The sequence below is a fragment of the Streptomyces katrae genome, from assembly GCF_000717655.1.
Taxonomy (GTDB): domain Bacteria; phylum Actinomycetota; class Actinomycetes; order Streptomycetales; family Streptomycetaceae; genus Streptomyces; species Streptomyces katrae_B.
Map to the genome: position 1 here is coordinate 20,242 of NZ_JNZY01000045.1, position 16,740 is coordinate 36,981.

The 16,740-nt window shown below is 70.3% G+C and carries 21 protein-coding genes and 1 tRNA gene; 18 read left to right on the forward strand and 4 right to left on the reverse strand.

The window, feature by feature from the left end:
• Positions 1-387: 387 nt before the first annotated feature.
• Positions 388-888 (forward strand): hypothetical protein, encoded by a 501-nt coding sequence (locus IF09_RS41100; RefSeq protein WP_234321260.1) that lies wholly within the window; start codon positions 388-390, stop codon positions 886-888.
• A gap of 305 nt (positions 889-1,193) precedes the next feature.
• On the opposite strand, the gene IF09_RS0134410 is transcribed toward IF09_RS41100, so the two are convergent.
• Positions 1,194-1,637 (reverse strand): NUDIX domain-containing protein, encoded by a 444-nt coding sequence (locus tag IF09_RS0134410; protein ID WP_234321261.1) that lies wholly within the window; start codon positions 1,635-1,637, stop codon positions 1,194-1,196.
• 29 nt (positions 1,638-1,666) lie between these two features.
• Here IF09_RS0134410 and IF09_RS0134415 point away from each other — a divergent pair, with 29 nt between their 5' ends.
• The 14 genes from IF09_RS0134415 (at position 1,667) to IF09_RS0134480 (ending at position 12,524) form a co-directional block, all read left to right on the forward strand.
• The gene (locus IF09_RS0134415) at positions 1,667-2,464 is read left to right on the forward strand and encodes a GntR family transcriptional regulator (protein WP_030302637.1); all 798 of its coding nucleotides are present in this window, start codon (positions 1,667-1,669) and stop codon (positions 2,462-2,464) included.
• Positions 2,465-2,981: 517 nt separating this feature from the next.
• On the forward strand, positions 2,982-3,251 hold the full coding sequence (locus IF09_RS0134420) for a DUF6284 family protein (RefSeq protein WP_030302639.1): 270 nt from the start codon (positions 2,982-2,984) through the stop codon (positions 3,249-3,251).
• Positions 3,248-3,574, forward strand: coding sequence for a DUF6303 family protein (locus tag IF09_RS0134425; protein ID WP_030302640.1), 327 nt, complete (start codon positions 3,248-3,250; stop codon positions 3,572-3,574). Before IF09_RS0134420 ends, IF09_RS0134425 begins: the two co-directional genes overlap by 4 nt.
• The gene (locus IF09_RS46040; RefSeq protein ID WP_158710133.1) at positions 3,571-3,726 is read left to right on the forward strand and encodes a hypothetical protein; all 156 of its coding nucleotides are present in this window, start codon (positions 3,571-3,573) and stop codon (positions 3,724-3,726) included. Before IF09_RS0134425 ends, IF09_RS46040 begins: the two co-directional genes overlap by 4 nt.
• Positions 3,723-4,571 (forward strand): DUF2637 domain-containing protein, encoded by an 849-nt coding sequence (locus IF09_RS0134435; RefSeq protein ID WP_030302642.1) that lies wholly within the window; start codon positions 3,723-3,725, stop codon positions 4,569-4,571. Before IF09_RS46040 ends, IF09_RS0134435 begins: the two co-directional genes overlap by 4 nt.
• Positions 4,568-4,927, forward strand: a complete 360-nt coding sequence (locus IF09_RS0134440) for an RRQRL motif-containing zinc-binding protein (RefSeq protein ID WP_030302643.1) — start codon at positions 4,568-4,570, stop codon at positions 4,925-4,927. Before IF09_RS0134435 ends, IF09_RS0134440 begins: the two co-directional genes overlap by 4 nt.
• Positions 4,928-4,939: 12 nt before the next feature.
• Complete coding sequence (locus tag IF09_RS0134445; protein WP_030302645.1) at positions 4,940-5,320, forward strand: DUF6251 family protein; 381 nt, start codon at positions 4,940-4,942, stop codon at positions 5,318-5,320.
• A 33-nt stretch (positions 5,321-5,353) separates the two neighbouring features.
• Positions 5,354-5,524: a hypothetical protein gene (locus IF09_RS46045; RefSeq protein ID WP_158710134.1), complete on the forward strand. Its 171-nt coding sequence runs from the start codon at positions 5,354-5,356 to the stop codon at positions 5,522-5,524.
• Between the two features lie 75 nt (positions 5,525-5,599).
• Positions 5,600-5,827 (forward strand): DUF6257 family protein, encoded by a 228-nt coding sequence (locus IF09_RS0134455; protein WP_030302647.1) that lies wholly within the window; start codon positions 5,600-5,602, stop codon positions 5,825-5,827.
• Positions 5,828-5,921: 94 nt separating this feature from the next.
• A complete protein-coding gene (locus IF09_RS0134460; protein WP_030302649.1) occupies positions 5,922-8,036 on the forward strand; it encodes an FtsK/SpoIIIE domain-containing protein in 2,115 nt (704 codons plus the stop codon).
• 295 nt (positions 8,037-8,331) lie between these two features.
• Positions 8,332-9,216, forward strand: coding sequence for a bifunctional DNA primase/polymerase (locus tag IF09_RS0134465; RefSeq protein WP_030302651.1), 885 nt, complete (start codon positions 8,332-8,334; stop codon positions 9,214-9,216).
• 2 nt (positions 9,217-9,218) lie between these two features.
• On the forward strand, positions 9,219-10,685 hold the full coding sequence (locus IF09_RS0134470) for a hypothetical protein (protein WP_030302657.1): 1,467 nt from the start codon (positions 9,219-9,221) through the stop codon (positions 10,683-10,685).
• Positions 10,686-11,214: 529 nt separating this feature from the next.
• A complete protein-coding gene (locus tag IF09_RS0134475; protein ID WP_106975206.1) occupies positions 11,215-11,379 on the forward strand; it encodes a helix-turn-helix domain-containing protein in 165 nt (54 codons plus the stop codon).
• Positions 11,379-12,524, forward strand: a complete 1,146-nt coding sequence (locus tag IF09_RS0134480; RefSeq protein WP_030302662.1) for a tyrosine-type recombinase/integrase — start codon at positions 11,379-11,381, stop codon at positions 12,522-12,524. The genes IF09_RS0134475 and IF09_RS0134480 overlap by 1 nt, the downstream gene beginning before the upstream one ends.
• Before the next feature lie 64 nt (positions 12,525-12,588).
• Here IF09_RS0134480 and IF09_RS0134485 read toward each other — a convergent pair.
• A tRNA-Arg gene (locus IF09_RS0134485) sits at positions 12,589-12,664 on the reverse strand.
• Positions 12,665-12,870: 206 nt separating this feature from the next.
• Between IF09_RS0134485 and IF09_RS48130 the strand changes: the two genes are divergently transcribed.
• Together IF09_RS48130 and IF09_RS0134495 are read left to right on the forward strand one after the other, a co-directional pair.
• Positions 12,871-12,999, forward strand: a complete 129-nt coding sequence (locus IF09_RS48130; protein ID WP_267882197.1) for a hypothetical protein — start codon at positions 12,871-12,873, stop codon at positions 12,997-12,999.
• Positions 13,000-13,038: 39 nt separating this feature from the next.
• A complete protein-coding gene (locus IF09_RS0134495; RefSeq protein WP_030302664.1) occupies positions 13,039-13,914 on the forward strand; it encodes an FAD binding domain-containing protein in 876 nt (291 codons plus the stop codon).
• Positions 13,915-13,923: 9 nt separating this feature from the next.
• On the opposite strand, the gene IF09_RS0134500 is transcribed toward IF09_RS0134495, so the two are convergent.
• Entirely contained in the window at positions 13,924-14,406 is a 483-nt protein-coding gene (locus tag IF09_RS0134500) for a RidA family protein (protein WP_030302666.1), read from the reverse strand.
• A 41-nt stretch (positions 14,407-14,447) separates the two neighbouring features.
• Positions 14,448-15,725, reverse strand: coding sequence for a M6 family metalloprotease domain-containing protein (locus IF09_RS0134505; protein WP_030302668.1), 1,278 nt, complete (start codon positions 15,723-15,725; stop codon positions 14,448-14,450).
• A gap of 362 nt (positions 15,726-16,087) precedes the next feature.
• Here IF09_RS0134505 and IF09_RS0134510 point away from each other — a divergent pair, with 362 nt between their 5' ends.
• On the forward strand, positions 16,088-16,738 hold the full coding sequence (locus tag IF09_RS0134510; protein ID WP_051833441.1) for a TetR/AcrR family transcriptional regulator: 651 nt from the start codon (positions 16,088-16,090) through the stop codon (positions 16,736-16,738).
• Positions 16,739-16,740 lie beyond the last annotated feature (2 nt).

Below are 16,740 nucleotides of genomic sequence, written 5' to 3' on the forward strand. Positions count from 1 at the left end.
GGCCAAAACGTGACCCTCGTAGCGTGAGGGTCGTCGCCAGGGCGGACCACATCGAACGTGGCCGGCCCGGACCGAGAGCCAGAGGCGACTCCGACCCGAGGGGAACCACGCGTGCGCTCCACCTTCCGTACCGCAGCCGTCGTCGCCGGTGCCTTCACCGCACTGGCCCTCCCGGCCGCCCAGGCCTTGCCACCGACGCCCCTGCCGCGGAGGCCGAGGGGATCATGCAGGAGGGCTGGACCGGGGCCGCGGCGCTGATCGCGGGTGGCGCCGGCCTGGCCGCCGCGGGCGCCGCGGGCCTCGGCTTCACGATGCTCCGCCGCCGCCGCGCCGAGGGCTCACCCGACACGATGTCCAGCACCCTCACGCCTCGCACGCGCCGTGATCGTGACGACGACCCTGGCGGCGTCGGTCACGGCCGCCCTGGCCGCCTGCGGTAGCCAGCTTCCCCCGGACCCGAAGGCCGCCGGCACCGCCGCGGCCCCCGTGGCCCACACATCGACCGCCCTCCCCCCGTCGAAGCCGACCGGTATGAAGATCGAAGCCGCGGGCGTGGACGCGAAGAAGATGGTCGACCCGGAGGTGGACGCCGCCACCGGCGAGCTCGGAGCCGAACGCCGACACGGACGCGAACCACCCCGGCTGGTGGACGGAGGGCGTCACGCCGGGCGAGAAGGGCGTCTCCGTCCTGGTCGCGCACTTCGACACCCCGGCCTGATGACGGACGTCGAGAAGATCAAGCTCGGCGATCTCATCGAGGACTTCCCGACCGGCAAGGTCTACGCCGACACGCAAGGCCTCGAACTCCGCCCGCTGACCTGCGGCGGCGACATCAAGGACGGCCACCGCACGAACAACATCATCTTCTACGCCGACCTGACGACCTGACCGCCGCCCCCCGAACCGCAGGCGCGCTCCTCACCCGCTCCGCGACCGAGCCCACGCCCCGTCAGACGCTCGATCGACACCACCCGGGGAGAACCCGCTGCATGCATGCGAAAGGGCCAGTCCGAGAGGATCGCTCCTCCGAACTGGCCCTCAGCCGCGTGCCCCCGGCAGGATTCGAACCTGCGACACCCGCTTTAGGAGTTCGCCCACTGCATGAGGCGGGGCATTCGGGGTGGCGAGAGGGCTGCACCCGGAGAGCCTGGGTGGTTGCCGTCGTTCATGGACGTTGCCGTCACGGACTGCCGTCAGGCCGCAAGCAGTCGAACCCCGTCGTGCGACCGGACGTGCGGCACCGGGCCGTCCAAGGCGTCCGCGACGCGCACGGCGAACACTTCCTGCATGGACTGCTCCACCTCTTCGGGGGTGAGCCAGCGAACCGCCGTTGATTCGTCGGACAGTTGCTCCACCCCTCCCACCGGCCGACACCGGAATACCAGGGCGATGACCCCGAGCGTGAGGTTCTTGTAGACCCCAGTGAGTCGCTCCACCTCGACATCGATCCCGGTTTCCTCGGCGACCTCCCGCAGTACGCCCTCCTCGGGTCGCTCATCCCGTTCGAGAATGCCGCCTGGCGGCTCCCACGCCCCGTTGTCGGCGCGCCGGATCACGAGGACGCGCCCGTCCTCCCGGACAACGATTCCGGCGACCGAGACGGAGTGCAGCGGTCTCTCAGAGGTAGCGTTGGTCATATACATGAGTCTAGGAGAATCAGCAGAGTATGCCCCTCTCGCCAGCACGTGACGCCGGTCGCCCGCGCTACCTCCAAATCGCAGACGACCTCAGCCAGCAGATTCAGGAAGCCCTCCGGGATCCCGAGGCCAAGCTCCGCCCGGGAGAAAAGGTGCCGAGCGAGTCAGAGCTCATGGACCGGTACTCGGTCGCACAGGGCACCGTCCGCAAGGCGATGACCGAGCTGCGGATTCGCGGACTGATCGAGACGCACCACGGTCGCGGCAGCTTCGTACGCAAGGCTCCACCGATGCAGCGGAAGTCCAGCGATCGCTTCCGCCGCTCGCACAGGAAGGCCGGCAAAGCCGCGTATCTGGCAGAGGCCGAGCAGTCGGGTTCGAGGCCCAGCGTCCGCGTCCTCTTCGTCGGCCAGACCGAGGCCCCTGCCGAGGTGGCCACCCGGCTTGGGCTGGACCCTGGCACCAAGGTGCTCGCGCGTCGTCGGCTGTACTACAGCGACGGCATCCCCACCGAGGAGGCAACGTCGTACCTCCCGTGGGACCTTGCCGAGAGCATCCCGCAGCTCAGGGAGGAGAACCCGGGGCCGGGCGGGATCTACGCCCGCATCGAAGAGCGCGGGGACCTGCTGGTGGAGTTTCGGGAAACGGTACGGGTTCGTCTCGCCACCAAGGAGGAGCAGAGCTCGCTGAGCCTGAGTCCGGGGGCGCCTGTCATCCACCTCATGCGGGACGCTCAAATCGAGTCAGGTCGAGTGGTCGAGGTCTGCGACACGCTCATGAGTGCTGACCAGTTCGTTCTGGAGTACCGCATCCCCGCCGGAGACTGACGACCCACCACATTCAAGTCAGCCCGCAGCGCCACACGCCGCCTAGCGGGTTGACTCCTCTACATGAGTACAGCACTCTCTTATCAGTGACTCCTGCACAGGAGTACACGACTGAAGGAGTTGTGTGGCCCTTCTTTGGGCTGCTCACGCACCCGAGCTTTGCCCGCAGTACCTCGCTCCGACGGTGCCCCGTACCTACGGGAGAGCCTTCCTGGCCTACCGCGCCCCGCCGGAAATCGACTGCTCTTTGAGAACTCAACAGTGGACATGTAGTTGAGGCCGCCGCCTCCTCAGTAAGGCGGCCGGCGCGGCCAAGGTCCGCGCGCACGACCCCCTCGCAGCCCTTGGGCTGCGGCTGGTTGCCTCCCCCGCCCGTCCGGAGCTTCGGCGCCGTACGGGCGGGGCCGAGGGGAGCCGGAGTTCTTTCCGCTTCACCCCCAACGCAATGCAGCCCCCGGCGCTGGAACGCCGGGGGCTGCTGTTCGGGCCCCGTTCCTCTCTCGAAGGAGCAAGACCCATGAAGTCCATCGCTGCACTTCAGGACCGTGTTACCCCGTGGTCGGACGGCTTGGAGCCGTCGGACGCGGAGCTGGACGCGATCGACCAGGAGTTGCCGCTGATCCTGGCGGAGCGCGACCTGCTGGACGCGCAGATCATCACGCTGGACCGGACCCCGACCGAGGTCGACGCCCGCCGGATCCGCCGGGCCCGCAACCGGGTCCTCGTGGCCCGGCGGGACCTGGCTAACCGCATCGCCGGATCGACGGCTTCGGGGGATGCGGCATGAACAAGCAGACCTTCCGAGCGCAGCTCTCCCTGCGCTGCTGCGGCACCACCGCCCCGGAACAGACGGCCGGCCCGTGCTGGCAGTTGTACGTGGCCATGACCGGTCTGGTCAGCGAGTGGCCCACCTTCACCTGGCCGACATCTACCGCGATCCCGAATCTCTACCAGCGTCAGGCCGCTCTGGCGTACCTCGGGTTCGTTCTCGCCGAGGACGCCGAGTGGGAGTGGACGGAGAGCACCAGCCCGGCCTACCACCCGCACCCGGCACGGGTCAGCCTCCTGGGCGCGGTGAAGGTCCGGCCGCTGGAAAACGGTGCGGTATGAGCATCCTGCGGAAGCTCTTCAGGCTGCCCCGGCCCGCCTCGCCGCCCGCGCCGCCGCAGGTCGCGCCGCCCGCCGAGTGCGAGGTGGACGACTGGATGGGCGAGTCGTGGATCTGGGAGCCGGGCGACCTCGACGGGGAGGCCGACCGGTGAACCGCAACGCCAAAACCCTCCTGGTGCTCGCCCTGGTGCTCGTGGTCGGCATGGCGTTCCGGGTCTCCTGGAACGCACTGCGGGACGTGGCTCGAGCAATCGGCGCGGACAGCACAGCCGCGACGCTCTACCCGTTCGTAGTCGACGGCCTAATGGCCCTGGCGCTGGTCGCCGCCCTCGTGCTGACCGGCGAGGCCCGCACGTTCGCCTTGCGGGTTCTCGCCGCGTACACGATCGCGTCGCTGGTCCTGAACTACGTCCACGGACTGCTGCCCGAGCTGCACAGCGAGTCGATCGGCTGGACTCGACTGGCTTCGGGTGACTGGACGCACTACGCACTGGTGCTGCTGGCGACGTCGCTGCCGGTCGGGTCGATCTACTTCGGCTCCGATCTGGTCGCCAAAGTCCTGCACCACCGGCCCCCGATCGAGCCGACTATGCAGGAATCGGTGCAGATCGATGTAAATCGGTCGATGGTTGAGCAGGGCGAACCGACGGTCGAAGAGACCACCGAGCCGCCCGTGCTGGAGCCGGTACCGGTTGATGTGCTCGAGGTTGCTGACCCGATCGCGGTCCGGGTGCCGGTCGCTGCTGCTGAGGTTCCGCGTTCGCGTCGGGCGACCGGTCGGGTTCCGGAGTCGGCCCGATCGGCTCGACCGGTCCGCACACCGGAAGAGCTTCTCTCTGAGGCTCGGAGCATCACGGAAGCGTGGCCGGTCGAGGACCTGACGGGTGAGCGGATCCGCAAGGCCCTGCGCACGTCCCCGGCCAAGGCCCGCGTCCTGCGCGAGACCTTGAAGGGTGAGCGGGCCGCGAGTGCTGCCGCTGAGGCGGTAGCCGGATGACCCTCTGCATCGATCCGACCGGCGCCCGATACGGAATACCCACCTTCCCCTGGCGCCTGGCCCCGGACGGGCTCGCCACCCGACGGCAGTTACGGGCCCTGGGGCTGCGGCCCGGCGGTCAGGACATCGCCGGTCAGGTGCTCCGCCCCCGCTACCGGCGCGGCCCGCTCGCCGCGTTCCTGTATCGCGTCGACCGAGCCAAGCCAGTCCGGCCGATGACACCCGCGAAACGCGCTGCTCTGGCCAAGGCCAACACAGCCCGCCGCACCTGCCCGTCCTGCGGGGTGGATGCCGGATACGTCATCCCGGCCTCGCTCGGCATGTGCGTCCCGTGCGCCTACCCCGAAGCCTCCTGACGGGAGATGACCGTGAACCACCTGCCCGAACCCGTCCGACCGGCCTCCGTGGTCCGGCTCCCGGACGGCACCCACGTCTACTCCGACAGCCTGCCCGTCACATACGCCGGGCCGCAGGTCGTGCACCAGCACATCCACCAGGCTCCACCCGACCGCACCGTGCAGCGCATCGCGCTCGGCTCCGGGGTCGGCGCCGGAGCCGTCGCGGCCGGCGTCTACTTCGGCCCGCTGCTCGTGGCCGCCCTGGCCTCCATGGCCGCGAGCCTCGCGTTCCTGGCCTTCCTCGCCCTGATGCTCGGCTGGGGCGTCCACACGGTTGTGAAGTCGGTCGGCAGCCCCGAGGGCACGCAGGCCGGGAAGAACGTGCGCAAGGCCCGCCGCCGTCGCGGCTGACCCCTCCCCCTCACCGTCTTGAGGAGTACTCGCATGCTCACGACCATCAGCCGCTACCTGCTCATCGCCCTGCTCGGCCTCGCTCTCGGAATGGCCCTGCTGTGGGTCCAGCGGACCTGCGGCCAGCACATCGGATGGACCGCCTTCCTGGCCGTCGAGGCCGCACTCGCCATCCGGATCCTGCTGCTCTCGCGCCGTCGCTGACGGCTGCCCGATCCACCCGCCCCAGGCGGGTGGTGAGGGGAGCCGGAGAGACCGGCCCGGAAGGAGCTGCACGCCATGGCGAAGGACCCGAAGTTCACCGCGCGTGAGATCACTCAGATCGGCTGGTACACGGCCCGGATGGCTAAGCGTGGGATCGCCGGGGAGAACGTCCACCTCGGCGACCTGCAGAAGAAGGTCGACCGGATCATCGACGGCGCCCGCGAACGCGAAGAGCGCCAGGCCGCCGACGCGGCAGAGGCCGAGAAGGCCGCCCGCAAGGCCAGGACCAAGAACCGCAAGTAGCTGTGCCCCGGGGCGGCCGTCCCTTCTCGCCAAAGAACGCCGGCCGCCCCGGGCCCTACCCACCCACTTGTCAGCGAGAGCAGGAGTTCTCAGCATGACCGACAACGTCGTCCCCCTGTTCAAAGACCCCCAGAGTCCCACCGACACGATCCCCGCGGCCGCCCCCGGACCGGCCGCACCCGACCCCGTGCGTCCGATCGGCGTGTGGCGCCAGCGCGGGCGGGGCCTGCGTGCGGCGGTCACCAGCGAACGCTCTCGCATCGCCGTCCGGCTGGTGGCCCGCCACGGCATGTATGTCATTGGCGGGACCCGGATCACGGCCAAGCGGACGTGGGACGCACGGACCGCGTCCCGCTACGAGCGGATGATCCGCGCCGCCGAGGCTGCGGGGAACTTCGAGGAGGCCAAGGAGTGGGAGGACCGGCTCACCCGCTTCCGTACCGGCCGCCACCACCGCCGCATGGACCTGCTCCGCTCCGCCCCCGACCTCGCCAAGAGCGCCCTGTACGGGACCGGTCTCACGGTTGGTGGCCTGCTCCTGCTCGGGATCGTGCTGGCCATAGCCAACAAGGACATCACCTGGGTCATCGGCCCCATCGGCGCCGTGATCGAGGCGATCCGCTGGGCCGCCGTGGTCGCCACCGTGGTGTGGGGGCCCGCGCTCACCCTCGGGCCGTGGCTGGCCTTACTGGCCCTGTGGGGAGTCGGCCGCCGCCAGCAGACCGCACCGCAGTGGACACTCCCCGCCCAGCAGCGCGACGACACGGGCGCCCCGATCACCCCCTCGATCGTGGTCACCGCCTTGCGTGACCTGGGCATCGCGCCCTTGCGTAACGCCATCAAGGAAATGGGCGACGCCGGCGCGGCGATGCTCGGCCCGATCCGGATCGCCGGATGCGGCGTGGAAGTCGATGTCACCCTGCCCTCCGGGGTGTCGACGGCCGAGGTTCAGGGCCGCCGCAGGAAGCTCGCCGAGAACCTCGCCCGCCACGAACACGAGGTGTTCATCACCCTGCCGACCGCCGCTCGTACGGTCCGGTTGTGGATCGCCGATTCCGGCGCGCTCGACGAGCCGATCGGGCCTTCCCCGCTGGTCACCGACGAGACCATGACCGCGAACTACCGCACGGGCAAGGCGCCGTGGGGCCAGGACCTGCGCGGCGACGCTGCGCTGATCAGCCTGTATCAGCGGCACCTTCTCATCACGGGTCTGTCCAACCAAGGCAAGACCGCAGCCCTGCGCGCGCTCGCCCTGTGGCTCGCTCTGGACCGCAAGGTGGAGCTCCGGATCGCCGACCTCAAGGGCGTGGGCGACTGGGCAATGTTCGAGGGCCTGGCCACCACCCTGATCCAGGGGCCGACCGACGAGCACGTCATCGACGCGACCGAAATGGTCGAGGGCATGGTCGCCGAGATGGAACGCCGCATCCAGGCACCGCCCGGCACCGTTTTCGATCCGCTGATCGGCATCGTGGACGAAGCACAGGTCGCTTTCATGTGCCCCGCCGTGGGCGACGACAAGCGGCCCTACGGCGGCTCCAAGGCCACCAGCCGGTACTTCATGGCCGCCCGGAAGCTCGAAAACCAGGGCCGCGCCGTGGACGTGATCCTCTACCAGGGCACGCAGGACCCCACCGACCAGAACCTCCCCAAGCTCGTCCGCGAAGGCGCCCACACCCGCGCCTCCCTCGCGCTCGGCACCGAATCTCAGGCCCGCATGGCCCTCGGCGACAAGGCAGTCGACGGCGGCGCCGCCCCGCACCTGCTTCGCCAGGGCCTCGACAAGGGCACCGTGGTCGTCGCCTCCGACGGCATCGCCATCCCCGCCGGACAGGCCTCCATCACGGTCCGCACGCACTACATCGACACCGACACCGCGGGCGTCATCGCCGACCGGGCCAAGGCCCTGCGGTCCGGCATCGTCACCGCGCACACCACCCCGGACGTGGACGAGCACGACCCGCTCGCGGACATCCTCACCGTCCTGGGCACCGAGGCCCGCGTGCTCACGCAGGAGGTCCTGAAGCGGCTGGCCGCGCTCAACGACAAGGCGTACGGGCGGTGGTCGTTCATCGATCTCAAGCGGGTCCTCGACGGCACGGGCGCGGAGCCGTACAAGTCCGACGGCCGGATGGTCATCGGACGCGACCGCATCGCCCGCGTCCTCGGCTCCCGCCCGCAGGACGGTTCCACTTCTGCCGCCGAGTAGAGGGAGCCGACCCCCGCACGGTCAGGGAGGCAGGGAGAACTCCCTGAACCCCTCCCTGACCTGCCTCCCTGCCTCTGACCTGCGCAAATGATCTGCTAGGGAGGCAGGGAGGCGCCGCAGGTCAGACCCCCGAAACCCCCTCCACACGCACCCGGACAGGGGGTGCCCATGCCTCCCTGCCTCACCTGCGGAAGGGATTCCGCATCACCCGTACGACATGCCAAGAGCGGCCCCCACTCACGCCAATGACTGGGGCCGCTCTCGTCCAGCACGCTCAAGAACTGGAGAGACCAGCATGACCCACCCGACCGACTTCCCGCGAGACCCCGCCCGGTCGGCCTTACCCGCCCACCTACGCACCGCGCTCTGGCTCGCCGAACTCGGACTGCCCGCACTGCCGCTACGCGAGGGCAAGCTCCCGTTCGGGAACTGCCGCGGCTGCAAGAACTCGGCATGCGGCGACCGGCCCCACATGCTCGCCGCCGGCCCCTGCCAGTGTCCCGCCCCCTGCCACGCCTGGGCCGCCGCCACCACCGACCCCGCCGTCCTCACCTCGCCCGCGTGGGCGGGCGCCTGGAGGCAAGCTCAGGCCGTCGCCTACCACCCCGGCGGCGCCGGACTCACCGTCGTGGACCTCGACAACGCCGAAGCGGTCTCATGGGCCCGCCAGGAACTCCCCACGACCAAGGTCGTGGCGACCACCCGGGGCGAACACTGGATCTACCGGGGCGCCATGCGCTCGGTGAACGGCGTACGGCCTGGTGTCGATCTGAAGTCGACGATGTCCTACGCCCGGTGGCGTGGTCCCGGCACCGGCACCATGCAGGCCCTGCCTGATGTCGTGCGCGCGCTGGCCGCGAAGGAGCCGACCGTTGCCCGGCCCGCGCCGTGCATCGTCACCGTGCCGGCGTTGGCCGCGGGCGGGGAATGCCGCCACCGCTCACCCGCCTACCTCGAGCGCGGCATCGCCATGGCCGAGCAGCGCATCAAAGAGACCGGGGAGGTCATCCACAAGACCGTGTACCGGACGTTCCTCGCGGTGCTGTCTAGGCACGGATGGTGCGGCTGTCTCACCGAGGCGCACATCAAGCGGCTGTTCACAGCTGCGCAGGAGAAGGGCGAGTCCCTGCGCAACTGCGAGGACGCCTGGGCCAACGCCCGCACGAAGCTGGGGATGTAGCCATGCCCGAGGAAGAGAAGACTCCGGCCCGCCAGATCATCACTGACTACGCCCAAGCCCACTTCCGGTACTTCCGCACCGCCGACGGGACCGTTTACGCGCAGAAGCAAGGCCACCCCGTGGCCCGTCCGATCCGCTCCCAGGGGACGACTGGGAGCCACCGCCAGGAACTCATGGTCGGTCTCTTCAAGGACGGGATCGGCACGTTCAACGGCACAGCACTCAAGGAGGCGTTGGACTTGATCGAAGCACTCGCGCTCAGCCAGGACGTACAGCCCACCCACATTCGGGTTGCCCCGGGATTCGACGGCGCGACCTGGCTCGACCTGGGCCGCAGCGACGGTCAGTCCGTCCGCATCCACGCGACCGGATGGGACATCCTCACCCCCGACCCGCAAGAGGTGTGCTGGCGGCGTACCCAGCTGACTGGGGAACTACCGTTGCCGGCCAAGGACACCGACGGCAAGGGCCTGGACCTGCTTCTGCAGCTGTGCAACTTCGCCGGGGCGCAGACGGAGTGCCTGGCCGTCGCGTGGCTGATCGGTTGCCTTGGGCCGTCCGTGCCGGTCCCCGCTCCGTTCCTCACCGGCCCCCAGGGGGCGGGCAAGTCCACCGGCGGGCGGATGCTGGTGCGGATCATCGAGGGCATGAGCGGCGACCTGCGACGGGCGCCGAAGGATGAGGAGAACCTGATCACGGCCGTCGCGGCCGGATGGATCACCGCCCTGGACAACCTCTCGCACCTGCCACCGGACCTGTCCGATCTGATGTGCTGCATCGTCACCGGCGCCGAGAGCATCAAACGCGCACTGTTCACCGACGGCGACGTCGTCCGCTCCCGCTACCGCCGCCCCCTTCTGCTGACCGGCATCGACGTGGGCGTCATCCGCCCCGACCTCGCCGAACGCCTCCTCCCGCTCCGCCTGGAACGTCCTCGCGTGCGGCGGACTGAAGCGGAGCTGTGGGCGGAGTTCGAAGAGGTCCTGCCCGTCATCCTCGGCTCACTCCTCGACCTGACCGTCAAGGTCCGCGCCGCCCAGGCCGACATCCCCACCGATCTACGGATGGCGGATTTCGCCCACCTGTGCGCGCAGCTCGACGCGGCCACCGGCCTCGGAGCGCTGAACGCCTACCGGGCCGCCCTCGACGACCTCAACGACGACGTCATCGAGGGGGACTTGCTGGCCCAGACGGTTCTCAAGCACGCCGCCGGCGCCGTCCCTGGCGAGGAAGTCCGGATGACGTCCACCGAGTGGCTGTACACCCTTACTCAGCTCTACGCCGGGGAGGAGTGCCGCCCCCTGCCCAAGGGGTGGCCCACCACCGGCAAGGTCTTCTCCGACCGGCTCAAGCGTCTTCAGCCGACGCTCGCCGCGCGCGGCCTGCTCGTCGACTGGGGCCGCACCAAAGCGGCCCGCTACATCGAGATGACCCGCCCCGCCCCCACGCCGCCGGATCCGATGTTCTAACCCGGCCGCACAAGCAAGAGGAGCACCCGGCCTCCGGGCGAGGCGTGCTCCTCTTGCTGTTCCGGCGGCTTGCCGCCGCTGCACAGGACGTGCCGCGCAGCGGCTCCTTCTTCACGTTCTGAGGCGCACCGCACGACAACAGAAACCCCCTCTCTTTTTCCTAGGAGAAGAGACGCTGCGTCACCCGCGTCACGGCAGGCCAGAAGACGGCCTGTGACCTGCGGATACACCGGGTGACGCAGGCGCCCACAGCTGCGTCATTCCACGTCACCCGCGTCACCGGCCGTGTCACCCGGCGGCGCGGTGACGTGGGCGGGTGACACACGACCGCACCCCTTGCGTCACCAAAAACCGCAGGTCAGGCGCGCAATTGACGCAGATGACGTGATGACGCAGAAATCCCAGCCTCGGACAGGAACGGGCCTTGACCGGACCCGGCCCCCGCTCCGCGACCCATCGCCCTCAACCCTCTCGGCCCAGCGACAGGAGAGCCCCTGTGCCGACCGCGCTCCCGCCCCCGCCCCTGCTCATGACCGTCCCCGAGACCATGGCCGCGCTCAAGCTCGGCCGGCACTCCGTCTACAACCTGATCCGCTCCAAGCGACTCCCCAGCATCACCATCGGCCGCGCCCGTCGGATTCCCTCCGACGCGGTGCGCCGCTTCATCGACACCGAACTGGAGGCCGCCGCCTGATGGCAGGCAAGAAGAACCCCAACGGCGCTGGCAGCATCTGGCAGCGTAAGGACGGCCGGTACGAGGCACGGGTGTACGTGCCCCAGCCGGACGGTACCCGCGCCCGCAAGACCGTCTACGGCAAGACCTGGCAGGAGTGCGACGAGAAGCGGCAGGAGCTGGTGTTGCGCGACCGGCAGGGCGTCCCGACGCCGACCCGCTCCGCCCGCTTGTCGGAGTGGCTGCCGTACTGGCTGGAGCAGCACGTCGAGCCGCGCCGGAAGCTCAGCACCTACGACAAGTACGAGACCCACGTGAGGCTGCACCTCGTGCCCCTGCTCGGGTCCCGAAGCCTGGAGTCGCTGAGCACAGCCGACGTGCGCCGGTTTCTCACCCGCGTACAGAAGGAGAAGACGGTGGCCACGGCCAAGGAGGCCCATCGCGTCCTGCGCACCGCGCTGTCGGGGGCCGTGCGGGACGAACTGATCACGCGCAACGTGGCGTTCCTGGTCGAGCCGCCAAGGGCGAAGCAGCGGGAGATCCGGCCGTGGACGCTTGAGGAGACGCTTGCGTTCCTCGAGGCCGCGCGAGGGGAGGCCCTCTACGCGGCGTTCGTCCTGGCCATCGCGATGGGGCTCCGGCGAGGTGAGCTGGTCGGGCTGCGGTGGTCGGACCTCGACCTGGACAACCGGGTTCTGCACGTCCGCCAGCAGACCCAGCGCCGGCGCGGGCAGCTGTACCAGGACGACCCGAAGAGCCGCCGCCAGCGGGCCGTGCCGCTGCCCGCGATGTGCATTGCCCCCCTCCGGTGGCACCGGCTCAAGCAGCGCGCGATCTTCCGAGAGACGGGCGTCGCGTGGTCCGAGGCCGGGGCCGTCTTCGCCACCCGGAACGGTCGGACGGTGGAGCCGAGGAACGTCTACCGGGCCTTCACCCGCGTTGCGGCCGACGCCGGCCTACGGGTCGTTCGCCTGCACGACGCCCGCCACGGGTGCGCGACTCTGCTGACCGCCGCCGGGGTCGCGCCCAGGGTGATCATGGAGATCCTCGGGCACAGCCAGATCAGCATCACCATGGACGTGTACACGCACGTCGTGGACGAAACGAAGCGTGAGGCGATCAGCCACATGGACCGGATGCTGCGGCGGCGACGGCCGAGTGCATGACCCCGTTGCCGTCAGGCGGTGCAGTCAAACGGCCCGGAGCGTGATCGCTCCGGGCCGTTTGCCCTGGTGCCCCCGGCAGGATTCGAACCTGCGACACCCGCTTTAGGAGAGCGGTGCTCTATCCCCTGAGCTACGAAGGCCTGACCTCCGACAGCCTAGCGGATCGTGCTCCACGGATGCGCCCCCATAAGCGAGGCTCGACGTCGGCCCGTGCCCGCCGCACCACGTAGGACACACGGATGCCGAAGGCCGTGATGACGACCGTCCTGTTTCCCGCTGTGGTGGTGCCACCGCCGTCCGAGTCCCACAGGGGCGCTCGGGCGGGGGTGTTGGGAGGCGACGGGCCGTGGACGACTCCGTGAGCAGCAACATCTCCGGCGGCACCTTCTACGGGTCCGCCTGCAGCCGGGACTTCAACGGGATGACGTTCGGCGAACGCCCGCAGCGTCCGGATGACCGGGGGAATTCCGCCTGAATCGGTTTGAGCCCGAACACCCCGGTCCATGGGACCCCCATGGACTTCCTTCGCCCCGCCGGCTGGGAGGAGGCGCTCGCCGTCAAGGCCGAGCACCCCACCGCCGTGCCCATCGCCGGTGGCACCGACCTGATGGTCGAGATCAACTTCGACCACCGCCGGCCGGAGTACCTCATGGACCTGAACCGCATCGGGCTGCTGCGGGAATGGGAGATCGGCGAGGACGTCGTACGGCTCGGCGCGTCCGTCCCGTACACGGAGATCATGGAGCACCTCCGCGCGGAACTCCCGGGGCTGGCCCTCGCCTCGCACACCGTCGCCTCACCGCAGATCCGCAACCGCGGCAGCGTCGGCGGCAACCTCGGTACGGCGTCCCCGGCGGGTGATGCGCACCCGGCGCTCCTCGCGGCCGGCGCGCAGGTCGAGGTGGAGTCCGTACGGGGCTCCCGGCTGATCCCGATCGACGCGTTCTACACCGGGGTCAAGCGCAATGCCCTCGCCCCCGACGAGCTGATCAAGGCCGTCCACGTGGCCAGGGCCGACGGGCCCCAGCAGTTCTCCAAGGTCGGCACCCGCAACGCCATGGTCATCGCCGTCTGCGCCTTCGGCCTGGCCCTGCACCTGGCGTCCCGGACCGTCCGTACGGGCATCGGCTCCGCGGCCCCCACGCCGATCCGGGCGAAGACGGCCGAGGAGTTCCTGGCCGCGGCGCTGGAGGAGGGCGGCTTCTGGGAGTCCCGCAAGGTCATCACCCCGTCGATCGCGAAGCAGTTCGGGGATCTCGCGGCCGCGTCCTGCAACCCGATCGACGACATCCGCGGCACCGCCCGCTACCGCCGCCACGCCGTCGGCGTCCTGGCCCGCCGCCAACTCCTGTGGACCTGGGAGGAGTACCAGGCCGGCGGAGCCGCGTGACCCTGCGCCTCAGACGCCCATCGGGGTGTGCAGCTCCACGGTGACCTCGACCTCCACGGGTGCGTCCAGCGGCAGCACCGCCACCCCCACCGCGCTGCGGACGTGGATGCCGGCGTCGCCGAAGGCGGTGCCGAACAGCTCGCTGGCCCCGTTGACCACGCCCGGCTGGCCGGTGAACCGCGGATCGCTGGCCACGTAGCCGACCACCTTGACCACGCGCTTGACGGCGGACAGGTCGCCGCTGACCGAGGCGATCGCGGAGAGGGCGTTCAGCGCGCACTGCCGGGCCAGCTCCGTTGCCTGCTCGGCGCTGACCTCGGCCCCGACCTTGCCGGTCAGCAGCAGTTCGCCGTCGACCATCGGGAGCTGGCCTGAGGTGTACACGTAATGCCCGTTGACCAGGGCGGGCACGTACGTGCCCAGCGGGGCGAGCGTTTTCGGGAGGCTGAGTCCGGCCGCGGCGAGCCGTTCTTCGGGGGTGCCGGTCGTCATCCGGTTCTCCTCGGGTCTTCGTGAGCTGAAGCCGTCCGGCCTCAGGGGCGGGTGATCCGGACCTGGAAGCTGCCGTTGCGCAGCTCGCCCACCACCGAGACGCTGATGCCGGCCTTGTCGTCGGTGAACGTCTCTCCCGGCCGGAACGGCGCGTCCGACAGCTCCCCGTGCACGTTGGGCCGCCGGGTGCAGCCGCCGCTGCCGGTCGCGCTGTCCGAGACGGTCACGGGCCCGCGCCCGGTGTCCACCTGCGAGTCCACCTTGTAGATCAGGACGCCGGGTTTGCAGACGGCTTCGTCGTTCCCGGACCGGGTGCGCACCTCCACCGCGTACCCGGCGCTCTCCGACACCGGTACGAAGGCCAGCTTCGTGCCGCCCTCCACCCCGAGCGGGGTCAGGGTGTGGTCGCTGATGCCGGACTTCGAGGCGCAGCTGATCTGGGAGCCGTCCAGCCAGCCCAGCTTCCACTTGTGCCAGCCCAGCAGGTCGTTGTTGGCGCCCCAGTCCTCGCTCATGATGTCCCAGTGCCCGACCGCGCCCCCGCCGTCGGGGGTGTACAGGTCGGGCAGTCCGAAGACGTGCCCGTTCTCGTGGGGGAGCACCCGGTAGCCGGTCTCCCGGTAGGAGCCCGAGCCGTCGTCCTGGCGGCTGTAGACGAAGGACGTGTTGGCGAGCGGCACGCCGTCGGCCATGGGGGCCTCGCCGTTGCCGGAGAAGGTCACCGAGAGCACGGTGTCCAGGGCGGACGGTCCGGCGTTCGGGGTGACCAGGATGTTGACCAGGTCGTAGCGGCTGAAGTCCACCTCGGAGTCGGCGGCCTTCGCGATGTGCTCGACGAGCTGCCGGTAGCCCGGCTCGTACGCGGAGCCGCGCTCGATCCCGTACGCGGCGAACGGCATCGGCATCCGCAGCCAGGTCCTTATCGGCGCCTCGGCCCGGTACGTGAGCCGGCCGTAGGAGCTGGTGCGGAACCATTCGGAGGTCTGGGGGAAGAACTCCGCGAGCCGGTCCAGCGCCGTGCCCTCGCCCTTGGCGTCCGGGAAGTCGATCATCAGGTTCAGCGCCCGGACCTCGCCGGTCGAGCGGGAGTACCCCGGCGGGGTCGGCATGCCCTCGGACATCTGCACGCCCATGGCGCCGGTGATCCGGCAGGGCGCCAGCGCGGACTCGGCGCTCGTGGCCACGGGCCCGGCCGCGGAGTGGCTGCGGTCGGCTATCCCGGTGCTCGCGGTGGCGGTGACACCGAGGGCCAGCGCGGTGAGGCCGATGTAGGCGCCGGCACGGCGTGGCGTGCGTATCCGGTGGCGGGTCTGCGGCATGGAGATCGCCTTCGGGTCCGCGGCAGCCGGCCGGGCCCGGACTGCGCTCTGTGCGATCACCCTCCGTCGGCTCCGGCGCGCCCGCGCGTCGGGTGCGTCCGAACGGGAGCCGGGGTGTTGCCCAGGTCACACATGAGAGTGAAATAACCGGGGACTCGATCCCCGTTTGTACGGGAGTCCCGCAAAGCGGGGACCAGCTCCCCGTTTACAGGAGCGGGATACGAGTCCCAGGCCCAGGGAGGCCTCGAATGAAGCGCTCCACCACCCTCGCGGCGGCCCCGGCCGCCCCGCAGGCGGCCGCGGACCTGCCGGGCACGGACCTGCCGGCCACGGACCTGTCGGGGGACCGGCCGGGCGACGGCCTGACGGCCGCGGAGCCCGAGCCCGCGCGGGTCCTGCGTCCGCGCGCGGACGCGGTCCGCAACCGCGAGCGGATCCTGGTGGCGGCGCGCGAGGTGCTCGTGGAGCTGGGCTCGGGCGCACCGTTCGACGAGATCGCCCGCCGGGCGGGCATCGGCAACGCCACGCTCTACCGGCACTTCCCCGACCGAGCCGCCCTGGTCCACCACGTCGTGCTCTTCGTCATGGACCGGGTCACGGTCCAGGCCGAGGACTCGCTGGCCGAGGAGTCCGACGCCTTCGCCGCGCTGTGCCGCTTCACGCACGCCGCCGCGGACGAGCGGATCGGGGCCCTGTGCCCCATGCTCGCCGGCGACTTCGACGGCGAGCACCCCGAACTCGTCGCGGCCCGCGAGGCCTTGGCGGAAGCCGTCGAGACCCTGGTGACGGCCGGTCAGGAGGCCGGGCTGATCCGCACGGACATCGGCGTCGGCGACCTGATGGTCGCCCTCTCCCAGCTCAGCCGGCCCCTGCCGGGCATCAGCTGCACCGAGGTGGAGGGATTCGTCCACCGTCATCTCCAGCTGTTCCTGGACGGGTTGCGGGCTCCGGCCCGCTCCGAGCTGCCCGGCTCGGCGGCCACCCTCGACGACCTGAGGCAGAAAACCATGTGACG

Bases quoted from the DNA above. Each gene is read 5' to 3' on its own strand.
- IF09_RS46045 (WP_158710134.1), top strand. From the start codon at position 5,354: ATGCTCACGACCATCAGCCGCTACCTGCTCATCGCCCTGCTCGGCCTC.
- IF09_RS0134505 (WP_030302668.1), bottom strand. From the start codon at position 15,725: ATGCCGCAGACCCGCCACCGGATACGCACGCCACGCCGTGCCGGCGCC.
- IF09_RS0134480 (WP_030302662.1), top strand. From the start codon at position 11,379: ATGGCAGGCAAGAAGAACCCCAACGGCGCTGGCAGCATCTGGCAGCGT.
- IF09_RS0134475 (WP_106975206.1), top strand. From the start codon at position 11,215: ATGACCGTCCCCGAGACCATGGCCGCGCTCAAGCTCGGCCGGCACTCC.
- IF09_RS0134410 (WP_234321261.1), bottom strand. From the start codon at position 1,637: ATGACCAACGCTACCTCTGAGAGACCGCTGCACTCCGTCTCGGTCGCC.
- IF09_RS0134470 (WP_030302657.1), top strand. From the start codon at position 9,219: ATGCCCGAGGAAGAGAAGACTCCGGCCCGCCAGATCATCACTGACTAC.
- IF09_RS0134425 (WP_030302640.1), top strand. From the start codon at position 3,248: ATGAACAAGCAGACCTTCCGAGCGCAGCTCTCCCTGCGCTGCTGCGGC.
- IF09_RS0134420 (WP_030302639.1), top strand. From the start codon at position 2,982: ATGAAGTCCATCGCTGCACTTCAGGACCGTGTTACCCCGTGGTCGGAC.
- IF09_RS0134500 (WP_030302666.1), bottom strand. From the start codon at position 14,406: ATGACGACCGGCACCCCCGAAGAACGGCTCGCCGCGGCCGGACTCAGC.
- IF09_RS0134495 (WP_030302664.1), top strand. From the start codon at position 13,039: ATGGACTTCCTTCGCCCCGCCGGCTGGGAGGAGGCGCTCGCCGTCAAG.
- IF09_RS46040 (WP_158710133.1), top strand. From the start codon at position 3,571: ATGAGCATCCTGCGGAAGCTCTTCAGGCTGCCCCGGCCCGCCTCGCCG.
- IF09_RS0134460 (WP_030302649.1), top strand. From the start codon at position 5,922: ATGACCGACAACGTCGTCCCCCTGTTCAAAGACCCCCAGAGTCCCACC.
- IF09_RS0134455 (WP_030302647.1), top strand. From the start codon at position 5,600: ATGGCGAAGGACCCGAAGTTCACCGCGCGTGAGATCACTCAGATCGGC.
- IF09_RS0134415 (WP_030302637.1), top strand. From the start codon at position 1,667: ATGCCCCTCTCGCCAGCACGTGACGCCGGTCGCCCGCGCTACCTCCAA.
- IF09_RS0134440 (WP_030302643.1), top strand. From the start codon at position 4,568: ATGACCCTCTGCATCGATCCGACCGGCGCCCGATACGGAATACCCACC.
- IF09_RS0134465 (WP_030302651.1), top strand. From the start codon at position 8,332: ATGACCCACCCGACCGACTTCCCGCGAGACCCCGCCCGGTCGGCCTTA.